The following is a 19,171-nucleotide window of genomic DNA, read 5'->3' as shown; positions in this document are numbered from 1 at the left end:
GGCTCAGAGGTTCTTGAGCTCACTGCCGGGGGTGGCGATGTCCGCTGTGGCCTCGGTTTCAGCTGCCCGTTTGGCTGTCCTGCGTTCGCGGCGCTTGTCGTTCATCAGGCAGATGCCGATCGCGGCAAAGAAAAGCACCAGCAGTGGGCCGGCCAGCATGAACATCGAGATGGCATCTGCTCCGGGAGCAGCAATGGCAGCGAGGACGAACACGAGGAACACTGTGATGCGCCAGGCCTTGAGGATGGTACTGCCGGAGATGATGCCCGCCATGTTGATGCCCACCAGCACCACGGGAACCAGGAAAGCCACGCCCAGGACCAGCACCATGCGGGTCACGAACTCGATGTATGTGCGGGCATCGATGACGCTGGAGGACCCTTCCGGGGTGAACTGCGTCAGCGCGTGGACCACCTGCGGCACAACAAGCCAGCCGGCCCAGATACCGGCCAGGAACAACGGGACTGCCGCCGCCATGTACCCCAGCGTGTACCGGCGTTCCTTGGAAGTCAGGCCGGGAGTGATAAACGCCCAGAGCTGGTAGATCCAGATGGGGCTGGAAATGACCACGCCGATGAGGAGTGACATTTGCAGCTTGAAATCGAACGGAGATGCAATGCTTCCGAAGTTTATGGCCGAGAGCCCGCCGGTCTGCTCGGAGATGCGGTTGACCGGCTCGGCCAGGGCCTTCAGCAACGGATCGTAAAGTATCCAGCCCCCGATGCCGCCAATGACGACGCCGATCGCCGACTTGATCAGCCGGTTCTTGAGCTCTTTGAGGTGGTCCCAAAGAGCCATCCGCCCCTCGGGGTTGGCTTTACGGGCCCGCGACAGTGCCACTGGGGGTCAGGCGCGGTTCGACGGCGGAACGTCAGTGCCGTCTGTCGGCTCACCGGGCTTCGCCTTCGGGTGGTTGACGATGGTGCCTTCCACCGGACCTGAGGCGTCAGTGGATTCGGTCTTGCCGTCGTTCTTCATTTCCTTGACTTCGGACTTGATGATCCGCATGGACTGGCCAAGGCTGCGCGCCATGGCCGGAAGTTTAGGCGCGGCAAAAAGGAGCAATGCAACAACGATGATAATTACGATGGGCCAGGGGCCATCAAAGAGTCTTCCCACGGGAAATCCTTTCGTTTCAATACAATTTTACTTCGAGGTGAAGTCCAGATCGCCGAGTGCCTGCGGCTGGCCCCGGTCGATCTTGCGCTGCACCCGCCGAAGACGGCGTTCTTCCTGTCGGGACGACTTGGATGCCTCGTAATCATGTCTCATGACAGTCGGCGAGGCAAAAACCGCGGATCCCGGGTGGGGCGTCGCCGGCGCTGTGGAGGCCGGGGATGTTTCCATGGGGCCCAGCTGCCCCAGTTTTTCACCGGCCGCCCCCAGGTCCTTGACGGTTGCAATGAACTGGCGGAACAACCGGATGCCCAGCAGGACATAGAAGAGCAGCGAGAGCGCAACGAGCGCCACCCATATCAGGATCCAGGACCACCAAGGCATGCTGAGAAGTCTAGTCGCCATACATGGCCAGCGATGCCGCCAGCCAGGTGCGGGCAGCTTCCGCCAGCTCCTCGGGGGCAAGAATACGGGCAGCACCCCCGTGCTGGGCCACGAACATCGGCAACCATGCGGTGTTGCTGAAGCGGATGTCCGCCACCAGGCCGCCGTCGGGCAGTTCCGCCGTGCGTTCCGCGTAGTAGTCATCTGCCAGTCCCCTCCCCTGCCGGGTGAGCTGGACGGTGACGGTGGTGTCGTCGTCGTTGGCGGTGAAAAGCTTTGCAGGCGCCCCTTCGGCCGGCGTGATGTCGGCGGAAACGGGAGCACCGTTCGGGTGCAGCTCCTGGACCCGGTCCAGGCGGAAATTCCGCAGCCCGCGGACCAGGTGGCAGTAGGCCTCGAAGTACCAGGTGTTGTCCAGGGAGTAGAGCCGGAGGGGGTCCACATCGCGTTCGGACACGGCGTCCCGCTGGGGCGACAGGTACGCCAGGCGCAGCTGTGAGCGTGACTCGATCGCCTGCCGCACGGCGGCGTGAGTGGCGGCATCCGCGGGTGCGACTTCGGGCCCGGCAAGGGAGGCCGCCCTGAGCCCTTCTTCGCCGGCTGCTGCCAGGAGTTTTAGCGTCACCGATTCCAGGGCGCCGCCCTCGGCTACTTCCGGCAGCCCGTTCAGCGTCTCCAGCCCGGTCAGGAGGGCGCAGGCCTCCTCCACGGTGAAACGGACCGGTTTCGTCAGGTCCAGGTCCTGGGTGATGTACACGTGGTCGTCGTCCCACTGGATGTCCAAAAGATCATCGGGATATCCCTCGGGCAGCCCGGAGCAGATCAGAATCTGCAGGTCGTCCTCCAGCTCCTTCCTGCTGACGCCGAACTGATCGGCGACGTCCTGGATGTGCAGGCCCTGGTTGTGCACCAGGAAGGGCACCAGTTGGAGCATCCGCTTGAGCTGGTCCTCGGAAGTGCGTTTGCGGACACTCCGGGCACGGGCCTCGCCGAAGCGGTATGAGGGCACAGGAGCCGCGCTGAAGTCCGCAGCGGCACGCAGCCTGCGGCGGACGGCTTTGACGAGCTCGGAGGGGGACACCGCGCGCGCATCCGGCCCGTATGAGGCCAGTTCCTCGGCCAGGCTCTCGGGGTCCCTGAATTGCAGGGCCAACCGCTCATAGCCGGCGGCCGGCCGCCCGGCCGCGTTGCCTGCGTCAGAGCTCCGCCGGCGCAGGGCCAGCAGGCGTCCTTCCCTGACGTCCACGATGGCAGGGCGCAGCGGAAGCTCCGGGAGGCGGGCCAGTTCCTGCCGTACATTGAAGTCCGCGGGCGGCGTAAAGAGCTCTTTGTCCAGGGTTGTCACCGCACTGGTAATGCGGGAGAGCCGGAAGTGCCGGGTGGCATTCCGCACCCGGTCGTGGCCCATCAGGTACCACTGGCCAAAGCGGCTGCCCAGGCCCCATGGTTCCACTGTCCGCAGTTCCTCCTTGCCGGTGGTGCCCGCGAGGTACGTGAAGGTGACGGGGTGCCGGGAGTGCATTGCGGCGACCAGGTCATCGAAGGCCTGTCCGGCGGGTTTGATCCGTGGCTGGACGCCGGCGGGCAGGCCGACGTCGGCCATCCGGCCGGAAGCCTTGAGCTTCCGGAGCGCGCTTTGGGCGGACGTGCCCAGGGCGGCGCGTTCCCACAACTGCGAGGCCAGGAGGAGTACGGTCCATTCCTCCGGCCCCAGCTGGACATCAGGAAGGCGGTTCGATTCCTTGCCGATCCGGTAGCGGGTGGTTGCAGGGTCGTCCTCGCTCCACCCCGTGTCCGTCAGTGTTTCCACATCGAAGCCGAACTGGCGGAGGTCGTTTTTGTCCCGTTCGAACATCCGCCCGAAGGCAACGTCGTTTCCTGACTGGTCGTGGTAGACCTTCTCCCGCAGCTCACTGCGGCGCAGGCCATACCGGGTGTTCAGGAGCGCGATGAGCAGGTTGAGGAGACGTTCAGTACGGGATACGGACACCCTGGCTACGTTACTAAAGTCCGCGCCGGAACGCAGAAAGCGCGGCAGGCCCGGGTGTTCAAAGTCCCGGGCCTGCCGCGCTCCTGGCGGTGATGGATACCGTTGAGGGGCTGATCTCCGTCAGCGCACGCCTACGAGGTCCACTACGAAGATCAGGGCTTCGTTCGGAGCGATGGCTCCGCCGGCGCCGCGTGAGCCGTACGCCAGCTCGGAGGGGATCTCCAGGCGGCGGCGGCCGCCCACCTTCATGCCGAGCAGGCCCTGGTCCCAGCCCTGGATGACCTGGCCGACGCCCACGCGGAAGTCTAGCGGTGCGCCGCGGCCCCAGGATGCGTCGAACTCTTCGCCTGTTGACCAGGCAACGCCCACGTAGTGGGTGGATACGGTGTCGCCCGCTTTGGCTTCCCGCCCGTCGCCCTCAATGAGGTCGGTGATCACCAGTTCCGTGGGAACATCGCCCTCGGGGAAGTCGATCTCGGGCTTCTGGCGGTCGAAATCACGCTGGCCAAATGACATGGTTACTCCTTTAGGTCTGTGCTGCTCGTGTTCTGCTGCGCACGTGTGGTGCTGCTGATCGATGCCGCGGTGGGGCAGCGGCCCGACTGTAAGTGTTGCTACTTCGCCCCGAGGATGTCCACTACGAAGACGAGGTCCCCCTTGGCCTCGCCCTGTCCGGCGTCGCCGTAGGCAAGGTCCTTGGGGATGACCAGGAGGACGCGGGAACCAACCGTCTTGCCGGCAAGGCCCTGGGTCCAGCCCTTGATGACGCCGGTGAGCGGGAAGCTTGCGGGTTCGCCGCGGTCGAAACTCGAATCGAACTTGGTGCCGCCAACGAGGGTCACGCCAACGTAGTTGACGGTGAGGGTGTCGGATTCCTTGACTGTGGGGCCCTTGCCCTTGATGAGGTCCTGCGACACCAGGGCCGTGGGGGCGGCTACGCCTTCGACGTTGATTTCGGGGATGCCGTCTTTTTCGGTGACTGTGGGCAATCCTGCCGGCGGGGTCACGGTCTCGCCCTCGGGCTTTTCCAGGACCGGCGCTACATCCTCAGCGGACAGCACCTTGATGACCAGCAGCTGGGTGGGCTGGGCTTCGGCTCCGGCTGACGCGGCCTGGCCGGGCACAGCCAGTGCCAGGCTGGAGCCTACTTTCGATCCGACGAACGCGTTGTAGATGACCTCGCTGCCGGTCTTCAGCTCCTCGTTCAGCTCAAGCGGTTCCGGTTCACCCGGGAATGTGTCCTCGAGCGTCGTGCCGTCGGTACCGTTTAGGGCCAGGATGGAAATGTTGGCGACCTGGTTGGCTTTAACCGTTTCGCCGCTGCCCTCGGTGACCACCTTGATGGTGGGTTCTGCCACTTCCAACGGCTTGGTGAATTCAACACCGGGGGCTTTCTTGTCCCCGTTGTCGGTCAGTTTGAGGGAGTCGAACTTGGCAGTCTCACCGGCGGATACGCTGGTGGGTTCCGGCTCTGCGGTTGAACCGCCGCAGGCGGTCAGCAACAGCAGGCCGGGAAGAAGGATTGCTAGTAGTCGGCGCACGTATAAAACTTTCGTCGGGGCAGGATGGATGCGATGTTCCGCATGGCAACGGCCGGCATCGCGCAGGGCCCGGATAAAGGGCCCTATCCAGAATAGCCCCTGAAGCTGGGTGTCAGCCCATAGAGTCAAGGAGCGCATCCACACGCTCGTCGACGCTGCGGAACGGATCCTTGCACAGGATGGTCTGGTGCGCACGGTCATTCAGCTTGAGGTGCACCCAGTCAACCGTGTAGTCCCTGCCCAGCTCCTGGGCGCGGCGCACGAAATCCCCGCGCAGCTTTGCCCGGGTTGTCTGCGGCGGAACGTCAACGGCGTCCTTGATGACCGTATCTTCCACGATGCGGCGGACTGCCCCGCGTGACTGAAGCAGGTAGTAGAGACCGCGGCTGCGCGAGATGTCATGGTACGTGAGATCCAGCTGGGCAATCCGCGGGGCGTCCAGGCCCAGCCCGTGGCGTTCACGGTAGTTGTCCATGAGCTTCTTCTTGATGGCCCAGTCGATTTCGGTGTCGATGCTGCGGAAGTCGCCGCTTTCGATGGCCTTGAGCGTGCGCTCCCAAAGGTCCAGGATCAAGGGGACGTGGGGGTTGTGGGCGCCATGCTCTTTCACGAACGCCGTGACCTTCGTCAGGTACTCCTGCTGGATTTCCAGTGCCGTCAGCTGGCGTCCGTTCGCCAGCCGGACCAGTGCGCGGCCGCTGAGGTCGTGGGAGATCTCACGGATGCTGCGGATCGGGTTTTCCATCCGCATGTCCCGCATGATCACCCCGGCCTCGATCATGCGCAGCACGAGGTCCACGGTGCCGATCTTCATCATGGCCGTGGCTTCAGACATGTTTGAGTCGCCCACGATGACATGGAGGCGCCGGTAGAATTCCGCATCCGCATGCGGCTCGTCGCGGGTGTTGATGATGGGGCGGGACCTGGTGGTGGCGGAGGATACGCCCTCCCAAATATGGTCGGCCCGCTGCGAAAAGGCGTACGTTGCCCCGTGCGGTGTCTTGAGGATCTTGCCGGCACCGGCGATCAGCTGGCGGGTGACCAGGAACGGGATCAGGATTTCTGCCAGCCGCGAGAATTCGCCGCGGCGGGGAATGAGGTAGTTTTCGTGGCTGCCGTAGGAGTTTCCGGCGGAGTCAGTGTTGTTCTTGAACAGGTAGACCGTTCCGTTGAACCCTTCGGCCGCAAGGCGGGCCTGTGCCTCGTCCACGAGGTCATCAAGGATCAGTTCCCCGGCCCTGTCATGGGCAATGAGCTGCGCCAAGTCATCGCATTCGGCGGTGGCATATTCCGGGTGGGACCCCACGTCAAGGTAGAGCCGGGAGCCATTGGTCAGGAAGACGTTGGAGGAGCGCCCCCAGCTGACAACTTTCCGGAAAAGGTACCGGGCCACCTCCTCGGGAGCGAGAGGCCTCGAGTCGGGGCTCGAATATGAGATGCCGAATTCGGTTTCGATGCCGAAAATTCTCTTGTCCATCTGTCCTGTCCTCCTAGGCCAGCATTGCAGTGATATCTGCGTCAGTAAGCCGGCGGAAGGCACGCCTTGATCCGCGGCTGCTTTCTGACTGCCGGTCCAGGACTGCCACCTCCAGCGCTCCAGCCGGCAGTGCCTTCGCCGGTTCCTCTCCCTCCGCGGGCGGAACCAGTCCCGCCATTGCCAGCCGCACAGCCTCTGCGAAGCTCAGCGAGCTGCGCCAGCCCTGGCCAATCACGGCTGAGACCTTGTCTGCCTGGCCGCCCATCACAACAAAGGAGTGCTCATCGGCAATGGAGCCGTCAAACGTCAGCCGGTAGAGGTGGTCCTCCGCCTGTGTGGGGCCAACCTCGGCCACTGCAAGCTCCACCTCGAACGGCTTCTGTTCAGCGGTGAACACCGCACCAAGGCTCTGCGCGTAGACACTGGCCAGTCCCCTGGCCGTCACGTCCTCCCGGTCATAGGAGTACCCGCGCACATCGGCGTAGCGGACCCCGGCCTGGCGGAGGCTTTCGAACTCGTTGTACTTGCCGACGGCGGCGAACGCGATTTTGTCGTAGATCTCACCGATTTTGTGAAGCGACGGCGAGGGGTTTTCGGCAACGAGTGCAATGCCGTCCTCGCAGCTGACGACGACGACGGACCTGCCGCGGGCGATGCCCTTCCGTGCAAAGTCGGCACGGTCCTTCATGAGCTGCTCGGGTGATACATAGAACTGCTGTGTCATCTCAGGCCTCCCGTCCAGCGATGGTGCGGGCTTCGATGACATTCCTCGCGGCAGCTGCCAGTTCGCTGTCCGGAACCCGCCGCGCACCCGAGCTATCCACCGTGTAGATGACAGGCCAGAGTTGCCTCACGGTGTCAGGACCGCCGGTGGCTGAGTCGTCGTCGGCGGCATCGTACAGGGCTTCGACCGCGACGGCGGTAGCTTCCGCTGCCGTAAGGTTTGGCCGCCAGAGCTTCTTCAAAGCACCGCGTGCGAAGACAGCGCCGGATCCCACCGTATGATGCTCGTGTTCCTCGTACCGGCCCCCGGTGACATCGTAGGAGAACAGCCTGCCGACACCGGCGCTGGTGTCGAACCCGGCGAAGAGTGGCACCACTGCCAGTCCCTGCAGCGCCAGGGGCAGGTTTCCCCTGATCATGGCGCCAAGCCGGTTGGCCTTGCCTTCCAGGCTGAGGAGCGTGCCCTCGATCTTCTCGTAGTGCTCGAGTTCCACCTGGAACAACCTGGTGAGGTCAATCGCAATGCCGGCAGTCCCCGCGATCCCCAGGACGGAGTAGCGGTCGGCCGGAAAGACTTTTTCGATGTGCCGGCTCGCTATGACGTTGCCCATGGTGGCCCGCCGGTCCCCCGCCATCAGCACGCCGCCGTCGTAGCTCATCGCAACGATCGTGGTGGCGTGCGGAACCTGCAACGGGGCGGCGGCCGCGCCCGCCTGGAGGGACCGGTTGTAAGGCAGAAGCTCTGGCCGGTCCCGCTGCAGGTGTTCGGTGAACGATGACGTGGCGTTGGCGGCTACCTGGTTGGCGGTTGATTCCTGCACTCATGCACTCCTTGAACGTGGTACTTCAACGTCGGTACAGATTCGGCCGTCCGCGGCTTCCGCCAGCCTCCGGGTCCGGGTTACTGACCGCCCTTTTGGACGAATGCCCGTACGAATTCTTCGGCGTTGGATTCGAGGACGCCGTCGATCTCGTCGAGGAGGTCGTCCACGCCTTCCGTTGATGCCGATGCCTGCGCCTCAGGCGGCGTGGGCGGCGACTCGGGAATGTCCTCTTCGACCTGGCTGTCGCGTGACTGCGGCTGCTGTTGCTCCTGGCCTGCCATTGCTACCCCTCCTTATGTCTGTCTTCGGATCCGGCGGATCCTCCGATATGCCCATCCTGCCACGGTGTGGGCCAACCGGGGCGGTTTACGCCGCAGGCGGAGCGTTATGTCCCAGAAGCTCCGCGAGGAACGGGCCTGCGTCCCGGTAGCGATCAAACAACGCTCCGGTCAGGGCTTTGGTTCCCCGAAGCGGTTCCCTGGTGGGCACGCGCTGCAGCCGGCCGTATCCCGGAACATCGAAGATGACGGAGTCCCAACTGGCACCTACGACGTCCTTGCCGAAGCTGCTGATGCACTTGCCCCGAAAGTATGCCCGGGTATCGGCCGGTGGTTCAGTGACGGCGGAGACGATGGCGTCATCTTCAAGGATTCTTTGCATCCTGTCCCTGGCGAGGAACCGGTAATAGAGTCCCTTTTCGGGCCTGATATCAGCCCACTGAAGGTCGACGAGGCCGAGCCTGGCGTCGTTCCACTCAAGTCCGTCGCGTTCACGGTAGCCGTCGAGCAGCGACAGTTTGGCAAGCCACTCCACCGAGGAAGCTGCGGCGGCCCGGTCATTGTCGAGCTGGGTCAGGACGGTGGCCCAACGCTCCAGGACGTCATGCGTGTGGCCGTCCCCGTCCACGGCGTCGCCAACCCCCGTATCCTGCGCCAGCTTGGCCGCGGCCTCGTGGTAGATCCACTGGAGGTCAAGGGCGGTGACCCGCCTGCCGTCCAGCAGCCGCAGTTTTGCGGTGAGCGAAGTATCGTGGCTTACCGCCTGGAGTGCAGAAACCGGCTCGTACACCTCGATCTTGGGCGCCAGCCCTGCCTCAATGAGGCTGAGGACCATCGACGTGGTTCCGAACTTCAGGTAATTGGAAACCTGGCTGAGGTTTGCGTCGCCGATGATGACATGCAGGCGCCGGTACTTGTCCGCTGTTGCGTGCGGCTCGTCCCGGGTATTGATAATGGGCCGGCGGATAGTGGTCTCCAGTCCCACTTCCGCTTCGAAGAAGTCGGCCCGCTGGCTGATCTGGAAACCCGGGGTGGAGGCGTCCTGGCCGATGCCCACCCGGCCGGATCCGCACAGGACCTGGCGGCTGACGAAAAAGGGCGTCAGGCCCCGCACGATGTCGCCGAAGGGAACGGAACGCGGCATGAGGTAGTTCTCGTGCGAGCCGTAGGACACCGATTTATTGTCCGTGTTGTTCTTGTACAGGTTGACCGGCGGAAGGTCCGGATCTGCGGCCAGCCGGCGAACGGTGGCCAGCGCAACAAGGTCTCCGGCGGCGTCCCACTTCACGGCGTCCCGCGGGTTGGTCACCTCCGGGCTGGAGTACTCGGGATGGGCATGGTCGACGTACAGCCGCGCGCCATTGCCGAGGACCATGTTCATCAGCAGTGTTCCGGACTCGTCCTGCCCGTCGAGCTCCAGCTCCTCCCGCCCGTACGCCAGTGCCACCGTTTCCGCATCCAGCACCGGCGGCTGGTCGGTGAGCTGGCTCGGATGGGCTGAGCGTCGGTCCACTGTCCAGCCGCGGGCGTCATGCAGCGGCTCCTCATCCGTATAGTCCCAGCGGGTTTCCGCTCCGCCGGCGGCGCGCTGCCGGGTTACCTGCGCATAGGCCTGGACCACCCTGGCACTCATCATGGTGGCATTGGCAGTAGGGGCGGAGGGGGCATGGATGCCATACTCCGTTTCCGCCCCCATCACCCGCATGGCCCCGCCGGCCGGCAGAGTCCCCCCGGCCGCGGGTTCCCGTGCAGCGGTCATAGATACTGCCCTGTGGTCGGCATGGTTTCGATCGACTTGCCTGGCTCCTGGCCCGCCTTGCCCTGGACGATGGTCCGGATGTATGTGATCCGTTCGCCCTTCTTGCCCGAGATCCGTGCCCAGTCATCCGGATTGGTGGTGTTGGGCATGTCCTCGTGCTCGCGGAATTCGTCCACGACGGCGCGCAGCAGGTGCTCGATCCTCAGACCCTTCTGCTGCGTGATGAGAAGGTCCTTGATGGCATACTTCTTCGCCCGGTCCACAACGTTTTGCACCACGGCACCGGAGTTGAAGTCCTTGAAGTAGAGCATTTCCGTGTCCCCGTTGGCGTAGGTGACCTCAAGGAACTCGTTGGACTTGTCGGTGGAGTACATAGCTTCGACAGTGCGCTGGACCATCGCATCCACCGTCGCCTGGACATCGCCGTCGTGCTCAGCGAGATCGGATTCGTGGAACGGCAGGTCCGGAGTGATGTACTTGTTGAAAATGTCCGCAGCAGCCTCCGCATCCGGACGGTTGATTTTGACCTTAACGTCAAGCCGGCCCGGACGGAGGATTGCCGGATCGATCATGTCCTCACGGTTTGACGCGCCAATGACGATCACGTTGTCCAGCCGCTCCACGCCGTCAATCTCGCTGAGCAGCTGCGGCACGATGGTTGTTTCGACGTCGGACGAAATCCCTGTGCCGCGCGTGCGGAAGAGGGAATCCATCTCATCGAAAAACACCACGACCGGGCTGCCATCGGAGGCCTTTTCGCGTGCCCTGGAGAAGATCAGCCGGATGTGGCGCTCGGTCTCACCGACGTACTTGTCCAGGAGTTCCGGCCCCTTGATGTTCAGGAAATAGCTTTTCAGGTCCACATTGCCCGAACGCTCGGCGGCGCGGGCGGCAAGGGAATTGGCCACCGCCTTGGCGATGAGGGTCTTGCCGCAGCCGGGAGGGCCGTACAGCAGGATGCCCTTGGGAGCTTTGAGGCCGTGTTCCCGGTAGAGGTCAGGGTGGAGGAACGGCAGTTCGACGGCGTCACGGATCTGCTCGATTTGGGGCCCAAGGCCGCCAATGTCCTCGTAGGTGATGTCAGGGACTTCCTCCAGCACGAGGTTCTCCACCTCGGAGCGGGGCACCTTTTCGAGGGCGTATCCGGTCCTGGAGTCAACCGACAGGGCATCGCCCACCCGCAGCTTTTCGGCAAGGAGCGCTCCGGAAAGCCGCACAACCCGCTCTTCATCGGCACGCCCCACCACGAGTGCGCGGTCGGCACCGAGCATTTCCTTCAGGGTGGCGAGTTCACCGGCCCGCTCGTACCCCAGCCCGGCGACCACAAGGAGGGCCTCGTTGAGCAGGACCTCCTGCCCAACGGCCAGCTGGTTGATGTTCACCAGGGGGCTGATGCCCACTCGCATCTTCCGTCCCGCGTTGAAGATGTCCACCGATTCCTCGGTTGCAGCCTGTCCGCTGTTGCCGGGTGAGGGCTGGCGCTTGGGGTTCAACTGCAGGATGGTACCGAAGCTGTAGGGCGGCTGCCCCTCCTGGTCCAGCGCATTTTTCAGCCGAAGGATCTCGGCCTTCGCGGTTTCAAGCATGCTGACCAGCTTGGTGTTGTTTTGCGTCGCCGCAGCCAGCTGGCGGTCAATGTGCCTCAGCTTGTCCCGGAGGATGTTGACCTGGCGGTCGGCAACCGAGAGGTCATTGGCGGCAGACTGCTCTGCCGGTGTACGTCCGGAGTCCTGGTTTGGCGTCTCCATGATGTATCAGCCCCTTCCTGCGCTTCTATTAAGACATTAGCCCCAACACGGCAGGTAGGGATGGCGACTCCCGAAATGTGGACTACTTCGTGACCTCTGGCTCGTCCTTGACGTTCGTTCCGGCGATGGCGTCCCGCGCTGCGCGCCGGAGCTTCTTGTCGGAGACCTGCCGTTCCCCGACCGCGCCGGGGGTCCAGGCGTTGACGTCCTCTTCATTGAAGTCGGTTTTGGAGGGGCGGCGCTTCACGGAGATGCCGGTAACGCCGTCGGCCAGGCGCCGGGTGACCAGCAGGAACCCGGTATGCGCCACCATGCGGTGGTCCGGCCGGACGGCCAGTCCTTCGAGGTGCCAGCCCCGGACCAGGGATTCCCAGGCATCCGGTTCAGTAAAGCGGCCGTCTGCACGAATGGCTTCGGCGGTGCGGGAAAGCTGGGTCACCGTGGCCACGTAGTTGATCCAGACACCGCCGGGTGCCAGGACGGTTGCCACGGCGTCCAGGCATTCCCACGGAGCCAGCATGTCCAGGACCACGCGGTCCACGGAGCCCGGCGCTTCGCTCCGGACCACCTCGTCCTGGAAGTCGCCCAGGGAGATTTGCCAGGCCGGGTGCGGCCCGCCGAAAATCGTCTCCACGTTGCCGCGGGCAATGTCGGCGAACTCCTCGCGGCGCTCGAAAGAGTGGAGGTAGCCCTGGTCGCCTACTGCCCGGAGCAGGGAAATCGACAGGGCCCCGGAGCCCACGCCCGCTTCCACGACGCGCGCACCGGGGAAGATATCAGCCATCGTCACGATCTGCCCGGCGTCCTTGGGGTACACCACTGCCGCCCCGCGCGGCATGGACAGGACGAAGTCGGAGAGCAGGGGGCGCAGGGTCTGGTACTGCTGGCCGACGTTGTTGACAACCACAGACCCGTCCGCCTTGCCGATGATGTCATCGTGGTTCAGGAAGCCGCGGTGCGTGTGGAATGCTCCGCCACTCTCAAGGGTGATGGTATTCATGCGCCCGCGCTCGTCGGTCAACTGGACGCGCTCACCTTCGCGGAAAGGACCACGCCGGCGGGCAGCGCCGACGGGCTGCGAGACGCCGGCAGCATCACCGGCTTGACCGGAAGCTGCTGTGGCCTCGTTGACGGCAGTTTCGCTGCTCATGAATTTCCTCGCTCCTGTAAAACATGGCGCCTGGATGTCCCGTTGCAGACAATCCGGCTTCTGCGGCGGCGATGCACCGGCCGGCAGGTAACTCTACCGGTTTTGGCCCTGCCGGCGTGTATCGGGCCGCCGGGGTTTTCCAGTAACGGCGGCCAGGACCGCGTCCTGGGAAAGAAGCCCGGTGACCTTGCCGTTGTGGTCCACCACGGCGTAGTGCCGCCCATCGAGCTGGGAGAGGAACTGGAGCAGCTCCTGTCCTTTCGACCATTCGGGAACGTAAGCCCCCGGTGCGAGGGCGAAGGAAACAGCCGTGATGGGGGTGGAAGCCGCAGCGTGCGCAGGGACAGAGGACAGGGCGGCGGCATCCACCACTCCCTCCGGCCGGCCGTCCGGCCCGCAAACCACCAGTGACAGGGCACCGGCACCCTCGTGCCGGAGGGCTTCCTCCACCGTTGCCGTGGCAGGCAGCCCGGTAGCCGGCGTCGACAGCCCTGCGGCGCTGACAAGGTGGAGCCGTCCCCGGAGGGTTCCCTGCTGGATGGACGCCGAGGCACCCACCCAGAGGAAGCTGGCCACCAGGACCGTGATCATCAGCAGGCTGAAGTCGGGCGACTTTCCGGCCAGCAGGGGCCGCGCAACGAACCAATAGCAGATGGCGACGACGATGATGCGGCCGCCCCACCCGGCGGCCACAGTGCCTTTTGCCTGGCTACCGGTTGCCTTCCATACGGCGGATTCGACCAGCCGTCCACCGTCAAGGGGAAGTCCCGGGAGCACGTTGAAGACGCCAATCAGGAAGTTCGCCCACATGAAAATGTTGATCAGGATTTCGGCAACGCTGCCCAGGGTCACGGTGCCGAGCACCAGCCAGGCGCCCGCGGCCAGGACGAAATTCGCGGCGGGCCCGGCCAGGGCCACCAGGACTGACCGTCCCGGCGTCGCGGTAAAGCTCTCGAACTGGGTATGCCCGCCCCAGAGGTTGAGCACGATCTTCTGGGTCGGCCAGCCGTAGATTCTCGCTGTCAGCGCGTGGGCGAGCTCGTGGACCAATACCGAGATGAGGAGCAGGACGGCGTAGGCGAACGCCACAATGTATGCGCTGGCGCCAAGGGCGGGGTTCTCCTGGCCCAGGACAGGGCCGTACACGATCACGGTGAAGGCGGCGATGACGAACCACGAATAGGCGAGCACCACTGGAACTCCGGCAATCCTGCCCAGCGGGATGCCCTCGCGCCGGACCGGCGCACTGGTTTCAGCCACCGGAGATCTCCGGCGAGCGGGCAGGCGCAGATGAGGACCCCAAGAGCTCAGGGCCGGCCAGGACCAGGGATTCAAGGTCCGTCACGGAGCGGCCGGACAGTGAGTCCCAGAGCGTGTACCGATCATCCTCGGGAAGCGGGACGATGTGCGGAATAGCCACGGTTGCCACGCCGGACGCCACGGCTGCCGCCACACCCGGGGCTGAGTCCTCCAGCGCGACGCAGTGATGGATGGCCAGCTCCGGGTCCGAGTCCTGCAGCCATTCGACGGCGGTCAGGTACGCCTCGGGGTGCGGCTTGCCCTGCGCCACTGTGTCCCCGGTGACCAGGACTTCAAAGTACGGCCGTGGAAGGCTGGCAACCACCTGGCGGGCCAGCGGCCCCTCGGACATGGTGACCAGGGCGCAGCGGACCCCTGCGAGGTGAAGCTCCTCGAGGAGTTCGCGCGCACCGGGCCGCCATGGCACCTGGCGTTGCACGCTGCTCACGACGGCCCCGGTCAGGGTGTCAATGATTTCGCGTATTTCAAGGTCCACGCCGGCCTCCTGCAGGATGCCGGCGGAAAAGGTCAGCGACTGCCCGACCAACTGCATGGCCTGTTCATGGGACCAGGTGCCGCCGTGGGCTTCCACCAGTGCGTGTTCGGCAGCAATCCAGTACGGCTCCGTGTCAACAATCGTGCCGTCCATGTCCCACAGGACGGCTTTGAGCGGGGAACTGTCAGCTGGCAATCGCATGTCCTCAGTCTACGGGGACAGCCCGGACGCAGGCTGACGGCTACGCCTTCGGCGAATATCAGGCTCGTTCGCGCCACCGACCCTGCTTTCGGCGGATTTTGCGGCGCTTCATTCAATGCACAGCTGCGGTCCTTGGACGTAGGGTGAAGAAATGAATAGCTTCGAGGGAGACACCGCCGAACCAGGTGCCGGACCCGAGCGGTTCCTGCAGCCGGTCGCTGACGGACAGCGCATAACAGTGATGCTTGCCGCCTTTGAAGGCTGGAACGACGCCGGAGAAGCGGCAAGCGATTCGTTGCGCTACCTGAACAAACTGTGGGGCGGCAAGAAGGTGGCGTCCATCGACGCGGACGAGTATTACGACTTCCAGTTCACGCGGCCCACCGTGCGCCGGAATGCTGCCGGTGAACGCAAGATAAAGTGGCCCTCCACGAGGATCTACAAGGCCAGCGCACCGGATTCGAATGTGGACGTCATTTTTGTCCAGGGAACTGAACCGTCCTACAAGTGGCGCGCCTACACGGCCGAACTCCTGGTGCACGCTGAAGCGCTGAACGTTGACTATGTCGTCCTGGTCGGGGCGCTGCTGGCGGATGTTCCGCACAGCAGGCCCATTCCGGTCAGCACTTCTTCTGACGACGCCCCCCTGCGGGAGCGCATGAACCTGGAGGCTTCGCAGTATGAAGGCCCGGTGGGAATCGTCGGCGTGCTCTCGGAGGTCGCCCTGCTGGCAGGAATTCCCACCGTCTCGCTTTGGGCCGCGGTCCCCCACTACGTTGCCCAGGCGCCGTCACCGAAGGCCCAGCTGGCGCTCCTGAACCGCATCGAGGAACTGCTCCAGGTGCCGTTGGACACGCATGAGCTGGCAGAGGAGGCAGACGCCTGGGAACGGGGTGTGGACGAACTCGCCACGGAAGATCCCGAAATCGCCGCCTATGTCCGGCAGCTTGAGGAGGCAAAGGACACGGCGGACCTGCCCGAGGCCACCGGCGAGTCGATTGCCCGCGAGTTTGAGCGCTATCTCAAGCGGCGGGGCCAGGACCGGCCCTGAACGGGCAGCCTAGAGAACCACACCAAGCAAGGCGTCCACCGCGTCCTTGACCATTGCCTGGTCTACGGGACTTGCCGGGCCGGCGTCGTTGTTTGCCTGCTCCGCCCAGCGGGACACGGCCGCGACGGCAGCCGGGGCATTCAAGTCCGCAGCCAGAGCCTCCCGCATCTCGGCAACAAGCGGGACGGCAGACCCCTTGGGAGCGCGGCCCAGCGCCCGGCGCCACGCGGCCAGGGTGGCCTTGGCTTCCAGGAACCCTTCATCCGTCCAGGACCAGTCGGAGCGGTAGTGGTGGGCAAGGATGCCAAGGCGGATGGCGGCAGGGTCCTCCCCCGCTGCCCGAAGTTTCGACACCAGGACCAGGTTTCCTTTGGATTTGCTCATCTTCTCGCCGTCCAGGCCCACCATGCCTGCATGGGCGTAGTGCCTGGCAAGTGGAACACCGGCAAGTGAATACGCGTGGCCGGCACCCATCTCGTGGTGCGGGAAGATCAGGTCCGAGCCGCCGCCCTGAACGGTGAAGGGCGAGGGCAGGTACTTTTGCGCGATCACGGTGCACTCAATGTGCCAGCCGGGCCGGCCCGCACCCAGGCTGCCGCCGGGCCAGCTTGGCTCGCCTTCCCGTGCCACCCGCCACAGCAGCGGATCAAGTGCCTGCCGCTTTCCTGCCCGCCCGGGATCGCCGCCGCGTTCCGCGAACAGCTCAAGCATCTCGCTTTCCGCCAACCCGGAGATGCATCCCAGGGTCCACGCGTCCGGTGCCACGGAGTGCTTTCCGGCCGCTTCGACGTCGTAATAAACGTCCCCGTCAGGCTCGCCGTTGGTGCCCTGCACTTTGTAGGCCAGCCCGAGGCTGACCAGCCGTTCCACCTCCGGAACTATCAGGCCGATGGATTCCACTGCACCCACGTAGTGGTCCGGAGCGAGCACGTTGAGGGCTTCCATGTCCGTCTGGAAAAGCTCAATCTGGCTGGCGGCGAGCTCCTGCCAGTCAACGCCGGTGGCCGTGGCGCGTTCCAGGAGCGGATCGTCCACGTCCGTGACGTTCTGCACGTAGTCAACCTCGTGGCCGGCGTCCCGCCAGGCCCTGTTCAGGAGGTCAAAGGCCACGTAGCTGGCGGCGTGGCCCATGTGGGTGGCGTCGTACGGCGTGATGCCGCAGACGTACATCGAGGGGCGTCCCTCATTCTCCAGGGCAACTTCACGGCCTGCCGCCGTGTCGAACAGCCGGAGGGCGGCCATGCTTCCGGGCACGTCGGGAACGGGGCGGGATTTCCAGGATTTCACACGCCAAGCCTAGTGCTAGGCGCTGATGACATTGAAACCGAGCAGGAGGTACAGGGCCAGGCCCAGGAAGATCCGGTACCAGACGAACAGCCGGTAGCTGCGGGTGGAAACGAACTTCAGGAACCAGCCGATGATGATGTAGCCCACCACCAGGGCGATGACGGTGGCAAGCGCGGTTTCCGGCAGGCCGTAGGGGCCGGTGATTCCTTCCTTGGACACCGTCTTGTACAGCTGGAAGAGGCCGCTGCCAAAAACCGCCGGAATGGCCAGCAGGAAGGAGTACCGTGCGGCCGCTTCCCGGGTGTACCCCATCAGGAGGCCGGCGGTGATGGTGCCGCCGGACCGGGACACGCCGGGGATCAGCGCCATGGCCTGGGCGAAGCCGTAGAGGATGCCGTGCTTGTACGTCAGCCGGGTCAGGTCGCGTTCCTGCCTGCCTACTGCGTCGGCGACCGCCAGGATCAAACCGAAGACAATCAGCATGGTGGCGACGATCCACATGCTGCGGAGCACCGATTCGATCTGGTCCTGGAACAGCAGTCCCAGGATAACGATGGGGAGGCTGCCCAGGATGACAAGCCAGCCCATCCGGGCATCCGGGTCCTGCCGGGAGACTTTTCCGGTAAGCGAACCGGCCCATGCCTTGACGATCCGGACGATGTCCCGCCAGAAATAGATGAGCACCGCCGTCTCGGTGCCCAGCTGGGTGATGGCGGTGAAAGCAGCGCCGGGATCCTCGGCATTGGGCAGGAACTGCCCCACAATCCGCAGATGCGCGCTCGATGAAATCGGAAGGAATTCGGTCAGTCCCTGCACTAGGCCCAGCAGGGCCGCCTCAAACCAGTTCACGCTAAGACCCTACGTCATGGGCAGCGCCGGTTCTGCCCGTAAGCTTGCTGCTATGCAGCAGCGTTACGTCGGCAACAGTGGATTGCGGGTTTCCGCCCTTTCCCTCGGCACCATGTCCTGGGCCGGCGAAACGGACGAACAGGACGCCTCTGAGTTGCTGCGCACCTTCCTTAATGCCGGCGGCCGGCACGTCGATACCGCCGCCTCCTACGCGGACGGGCGCTCGGAGGCGATGATCGGCTCCATGCTGGGCGACGTCGTGGCCCGGACGGAGGTTTCCATCTCCACCAAAGCAGGAATGACGACGCCGGATGGCCGGCTCGGCGTGGACACATCGCGTAATTCGATGCTCACCGGACTGGAAGCGAGCCTCGCCAGGCTGGGCACCGACTATGTGGACATCTGGTTCGCGCAGGCCTGGGACCGTAATGTGCCGTTGGACGAGACGCTGTCAGCTTTGGAATTTGCTGTCCGTACCGGCCGTGCGCGGTATGTGGGGGTCTCCAACTTCAACGGCTGGCAGGCGGCGAAGGCCGCAGCCATCGCCGGCTTCCCCCTTGTCGCCGCGCAGGCGGAGTATTCGTTCCTGCAGCGCAGGCCGGAAGCCGAACTGATCCCTGCCGTCGAGGACGCCGGCATGGGCCTGATGGCGTGGGCGCCGCTTGGCCGCGGCGTGCTCACGGGCAAGTACCGCGGCAGCATCCCCTCCGGATCAAGGGCTGCCTCCGCAACCGAAGCCGGGTACGTTGAGCCGTACCTGGAGGAGCAGCCGTCCCGGACGGTGGAAGCTGTTTGCATGGCAGCCAAAGGCCTGGGCCGGACTCCGCAGGACGTTGCCCTCAGTTGGCTTCTGTCGCAGCACGGCGTAGCAACCGCCATTGTGGGCCCGCGGACGCCGGCCCAGCTGAAGGAACTGGTGGATGCCCAGCTCTCGCCGCTGCCGCCGGAAATTGCCCGGGCTCTGGAGGATGTGTCAGCCCCGCACTAGGTCCGCGGTC

19 protein-coding genes are annotated in these 19,171 nt (G+C 64.6%); 2 read left to right on the top strand and 17 right to left on the bottom strand.

The window, feature by feature from the left end; all coding sequences use genetic code 11:
- Window positions 1–3: 3 nt before the first annotated feature.
- From tatC to ACQ3DC_RS08515, 15 genes are all read right to left on the bottom strand, one after another.
- On the bottom strand, window positions 4–798 hold the full coding sequence (gene tatC / locus ACQ3DC_RS08585) for a twin-arginine translocase subunit TatC (protein WP_157242307.1): 795 nt from the start codon (window positions 796–798) through the stop codon (window positions 4–6).
- 48 nt (window positions 799–846) lie between these two features.
- Window positions 847–1,119, bottom strand: a complete 273-nt coding sequence (tatA, locus tag ACQ3DC_RS08580; protein WP_045731378.1) for a Sec-independent protein translocase subunit TatA — start codon at window positions 1,117–1,119, stop codon at window positions 847–849.
- 27 nt (window positions 1,120–1,146) lie between these two features.
- Window positions 1,147–1,500 (bottom strand): hypothetical protein, encoded by a 354-nt coding sequence (locus ACQ3DC_RS08575; RefSeq protein ID WP_430751999.1) that lies wholly within the window; start codon window positions 1,498–1,500, stop codon window positions 1,147–1,149.
- A 10-nt stretch (window positions 1,501–1,510) separates the two neighbouring features.
- Complete coding sequence (locus ACQ3DC_RS08570) at window positions 1,511–3,490, bottom strand: helix-turn-helix transcriptional regulator (RefSeq protein ID WP_430751998.1); 1,980 nt, start codon at window positions 3,488–3,490, stop codon at window positions 1,511–1,513.
- Between the two features lie 120 nt (window positions 3,491–3,610).
- The gene (locus tag ACQ3DC_RS08565; protein ID WP_104997974.1) at window positions 3,611–4,006 is read right to left on the bottom strand and encodes an FKBP-type peptidyl-prolyl cis-trans isomerase; all 396 of its coding nucleotides are present in this window, start codon (window positions 4,004–4,006) and stop codon (window positions 3,611–3,613) included.
- Between the two features lie 98 nt (window positions 4,007–4,104).
- Entirely contained in the window at window positions 4,105–5,031 is a 927-nt protein-coding gene (locus ACQ3DC_RS08560; protein ID WP_323057150.1) for an FKBP-type peptidyl-prolyl cis-trans isomerase, read from the bottom strand.
- A 112-nt stretch (window positions 5,032–5,143) separates the two neighbouring features.
- Window positions 5,144–6,508 (bottom strand): Pup--protein ligase, encoded by a 1,365-nt coding sequence (gene pafA / locus ACQ3DC_RS08555; protein WP_323057151.1) that lies wholly within the window; start codon window positions 6,506–6,508, stop codon window positions 5,144–5,146.
- A gap of 13 nt (window positions 6,509–6,521) precedes the next feature.
- Window positions 6,522–7,232, bottom strand: coding sequence for a proteasome subunit alpha (prcA, locus tag ACQ3DC_RS08550; RefSeq protein ID WP_157242311.1), 711 nt, complete (start codon window positions 7,230–7,232; stop codon window positions 6,522–6,524).
- 1 nt (window position 7,233) lies between these two features.
- Complete coding sequence (gene prcB, locus ACQ3DC_RS08545; RefSeq protein WP_321213558.1) at window positions 7,234–8,052, bottom strand: proteasome subunit beta; 819 nt, start codon at window positions 8,050–8,052, stop codon at window positions 7,234–7,236.
- A gap of 80 nt (window positions 8,053–8,132) precedes the next feature.
- Window positions 8,133–8,336: a ubiquitin-like protein Pup gene (locus ACQ3DC_RS08540; RefSeq protein ID WP_157242312.1), complete on the bottom strand. Its 204-nt coding sequence runs from the start codon at window positions 8,334–8,336 to the stop codon at window positions 8,133–8,135.
- Between the two features lie 85 nt (window positions 8,337–8,421).
- Window positions 8,422–10,092 carry a depupylase/deamidase Dop gene (gene dop / locus ACQ3DC_RS08535; protein ID WP_321213557.1) on the bottom strand — a complete coding sequence of 557 codons (1,671 nt, stop codon included), beginning with the start codon at window positions 10,090–10,092 and terminating at the stop codon, window positions 8,422–8,424.
- Window positions 10,089–11,840, bottom strand: a complete 1,752-nt coding sequence (gene arc / locus ACQ3DC_RS08530) for a proteasome ATPase (protein ID WP_157242314.1) — start codon at window positions 11,838–11,840, stop codon at window positions 10,089–10,091. The genes dop and arc overlap by 4 nt, the downstream gene beginning before the upstream one ends.
- Before the next feature lie 82 nt (window positions 11,841–11,922).
- A complete protein-coding gene (locus tag ACQ3DC_RS08525; protein ID WP_157242315.1) occupies window positions 11,923–12,990 on the bottom strand; it encodes a tRNA (adenine-N1)-methyltransferase in 1,068 nt (355 codons plus the stop codon).
- Between the two features lie 93 nt (window positions 12,991–13,083).
- Window positions 13,084–14,250, bottom strand: a complete 1,167-nt coding sequence (locus tag ACQ3DC_RS08520) for a site-2 protease family protein (protein WP_430751997.1) — start codon at window positions 14,248–14,250, stop codon at window positions 13,084–13,086.
- Entirely contained in the window at window positions 14,243–14,986 is a 744-nt protein-coding gene (locus ACQ3DC_RS08515) for an HAD family hydrolase (protein ID WP_321213554.1), read from the bottom strand. The genes ACQ3DC_RS08520 and ACQ3DC_RS08515 overlap by 8 nt, the downstream gene beginning before the upstream one ends.
- Window positions 14,987–15,137: 151 nt before the next feature.
- Between ACQ3DC_RS08515 and ACQ3DC_RS08510 the strand changes: the two genes are divergently transcribed.
- On the top strand, window positions 15,138–16,037 hold the full coding sequence (locus tag ACQ3DC_RS08510; protein WP_321213553.1) for a PAC2 family protein: 900 nt from the start codon (window positions 15,138–15,140) through the stop codon (window positions 16,035–16,037).
- Window positions 16,038–16,046: 9 nt separating this feature from the next.
- Here ACQ3DC_RS08510 and mshC read toward each other — a convergent pair whose 3' ends face one another.
- Together mshC and ACQ3DC_RS08500 are read right to left on the bottom strand one after the other, a co-directional pair.
- Complete coding sequence (mshC, locus tag ACQ3DC_RS08505; protein WP_430751996.1) at window positions 16,047–17,324, bottom strand: cysteine--1-D-myo-inosityl 2-amino-2-deoxy-alpha-D-glucopyranoside ligase; 1,278 nt, start codon at window positions 17,322–17,324, stop codon at window positions 16,047–16,049.
- Between the two features lie 15 nt (window positions 17,325–17,339).
- The gene (locus ACQ3DC_RS08500; RefSeq protein WP_321213551.1) at window positions 17,340–18,173 is read right to left on the bottom strand and encodes an undecaprenyl-diphosphate phosphatase; all 834 of its coding nucleotides are present in this window, start codon (window positions 18,171–18,173) and stop codon (window positions 17,340–17,342) included.
- A 52-nt stretch (window positions 18,174–18,225) separates the two neighbouring features.
- On the opposite strand from ACQ3DC_RS08500, the gene ACQ3DC_RS08495 reads away from it, so the two are divergent.
- On the top strand, window positions 18,226–19,161 hold the full coding sequence (locus ACQ3DC_RS08495) for an aldo/keto reductase (RefSeq protein ID WP_430751995.1): 936 nt from the start codon (window positions 18,226–18,228) through the stop codon (window positions 19,159–19,161).
- The last annotated feature ends 10 nt before the right edge of the window (window positions 19,162–19,171 follow it).

It is taken from the genome of Paenarthrobacter sp. NEAU-H11 (genome assembly GCF_050573415.1).
Taxonomy (GTDB): Bacteria; Actinomycetota; Actinomycetes; order Actinomycetales; family Micrococcaceae; genus Arthrobacter.
This window is presented reverse-complemented; position numbering and strand designations above follow the sequence as displayed.

What these genes read in the sequence shown, in the direction of transcription:
- prcA (WP_157242311.1), bottom strand. Translation starts at nt 7,232, where the DNA reads ATGACACAGCAGTTCTATGTATCACCCGAGCAGCTCATGAAGGACCGT.
- ACQ3DC_RS08575 (WP_430751999.1), bottom strand. Translation starts at nt 1,500, where the DNA reads ATGCCTTGGTGGTCCTGGATCCTGATATGGGTGGCGCTCGTTGCGCTC.
- ACQ3DC_RS08540 (WP_157242312.1), bottom strand. Translation starts at nt 8,336, where the DNA reads ATGGCAGGCCAGGAGCAACAGCAGCCGCAGTCACGCGACAGCCAGGTC.
- ACQ3DC_RS08565 (WP_104997974.1), bottom strand. Translation starts at nt 4,006, where the DNA reads ATGTCATTTGGCCAGCGTGATTTCGACCGCCAGAAGCCCGAGATCGAC.
- pafA (WP_323057151.1), bottom strand. Translation starts at nt 6,508, where the DNA reads ATGGACAAGAGAATTTTCGGCATCGAAACCGAATTCGGCATCTCATAT.
- ACQ3DC_RS08515 (WP_321213554.1), bottom strand. Translation starts at nt 14,986, where the DNA reads ATGCGATTGCCAGCTGACAGTTCCCCGCTCAAAGCCGTCCTGTGGGAC.
- ACQ3DC_RS08495 (WP_430751995.1), top strand. Translation starts at nt 18,226, where the DNA reads ATGCAGCAGCGTTACGTCGGCAACAGTGGATTGCGGGTTTCCGCCCTT.
- dop (WP_321213557.1), bottom strand. Translation starts at nt 10,092, where the DNA reads ATGACCGCTGCACGGGAACCCGCGGCCGGGGGGACTCTGCCGGCCGGC.
- arc (WP_157242314.1), bottom strand. Translation starts at nt 11,840, where the DNA reads ATGGAGACGCCAAACCAGGACTCCGGACGTACACCGGCAGAGCAGTCT.
- ACQ3DC_RS08510 (WP_321213553.1), top strand. Translation starts at nt 15,138, where the DNA reads ATGAATAGCTTCGAGGGAGACACCGCCGAACCAGGTGCCGGACCCGAG.
- ACQ3DC_RS08525 (WP_157242315.1), bottom strand. Translation starts at nt 12,990, where the DNA reads ATGAGCAGCGAAACTGCCGTCAACGAGGCCACAGCAGCTTCCGGTCAA.
- tatC (WP_157242307.1), bottom strand. Translation starts at nt 798, where the DNA reads ATGGCTCTTTGGGACCACCTCAAAGAGCTCAAGAACCGGCTGATCAAG.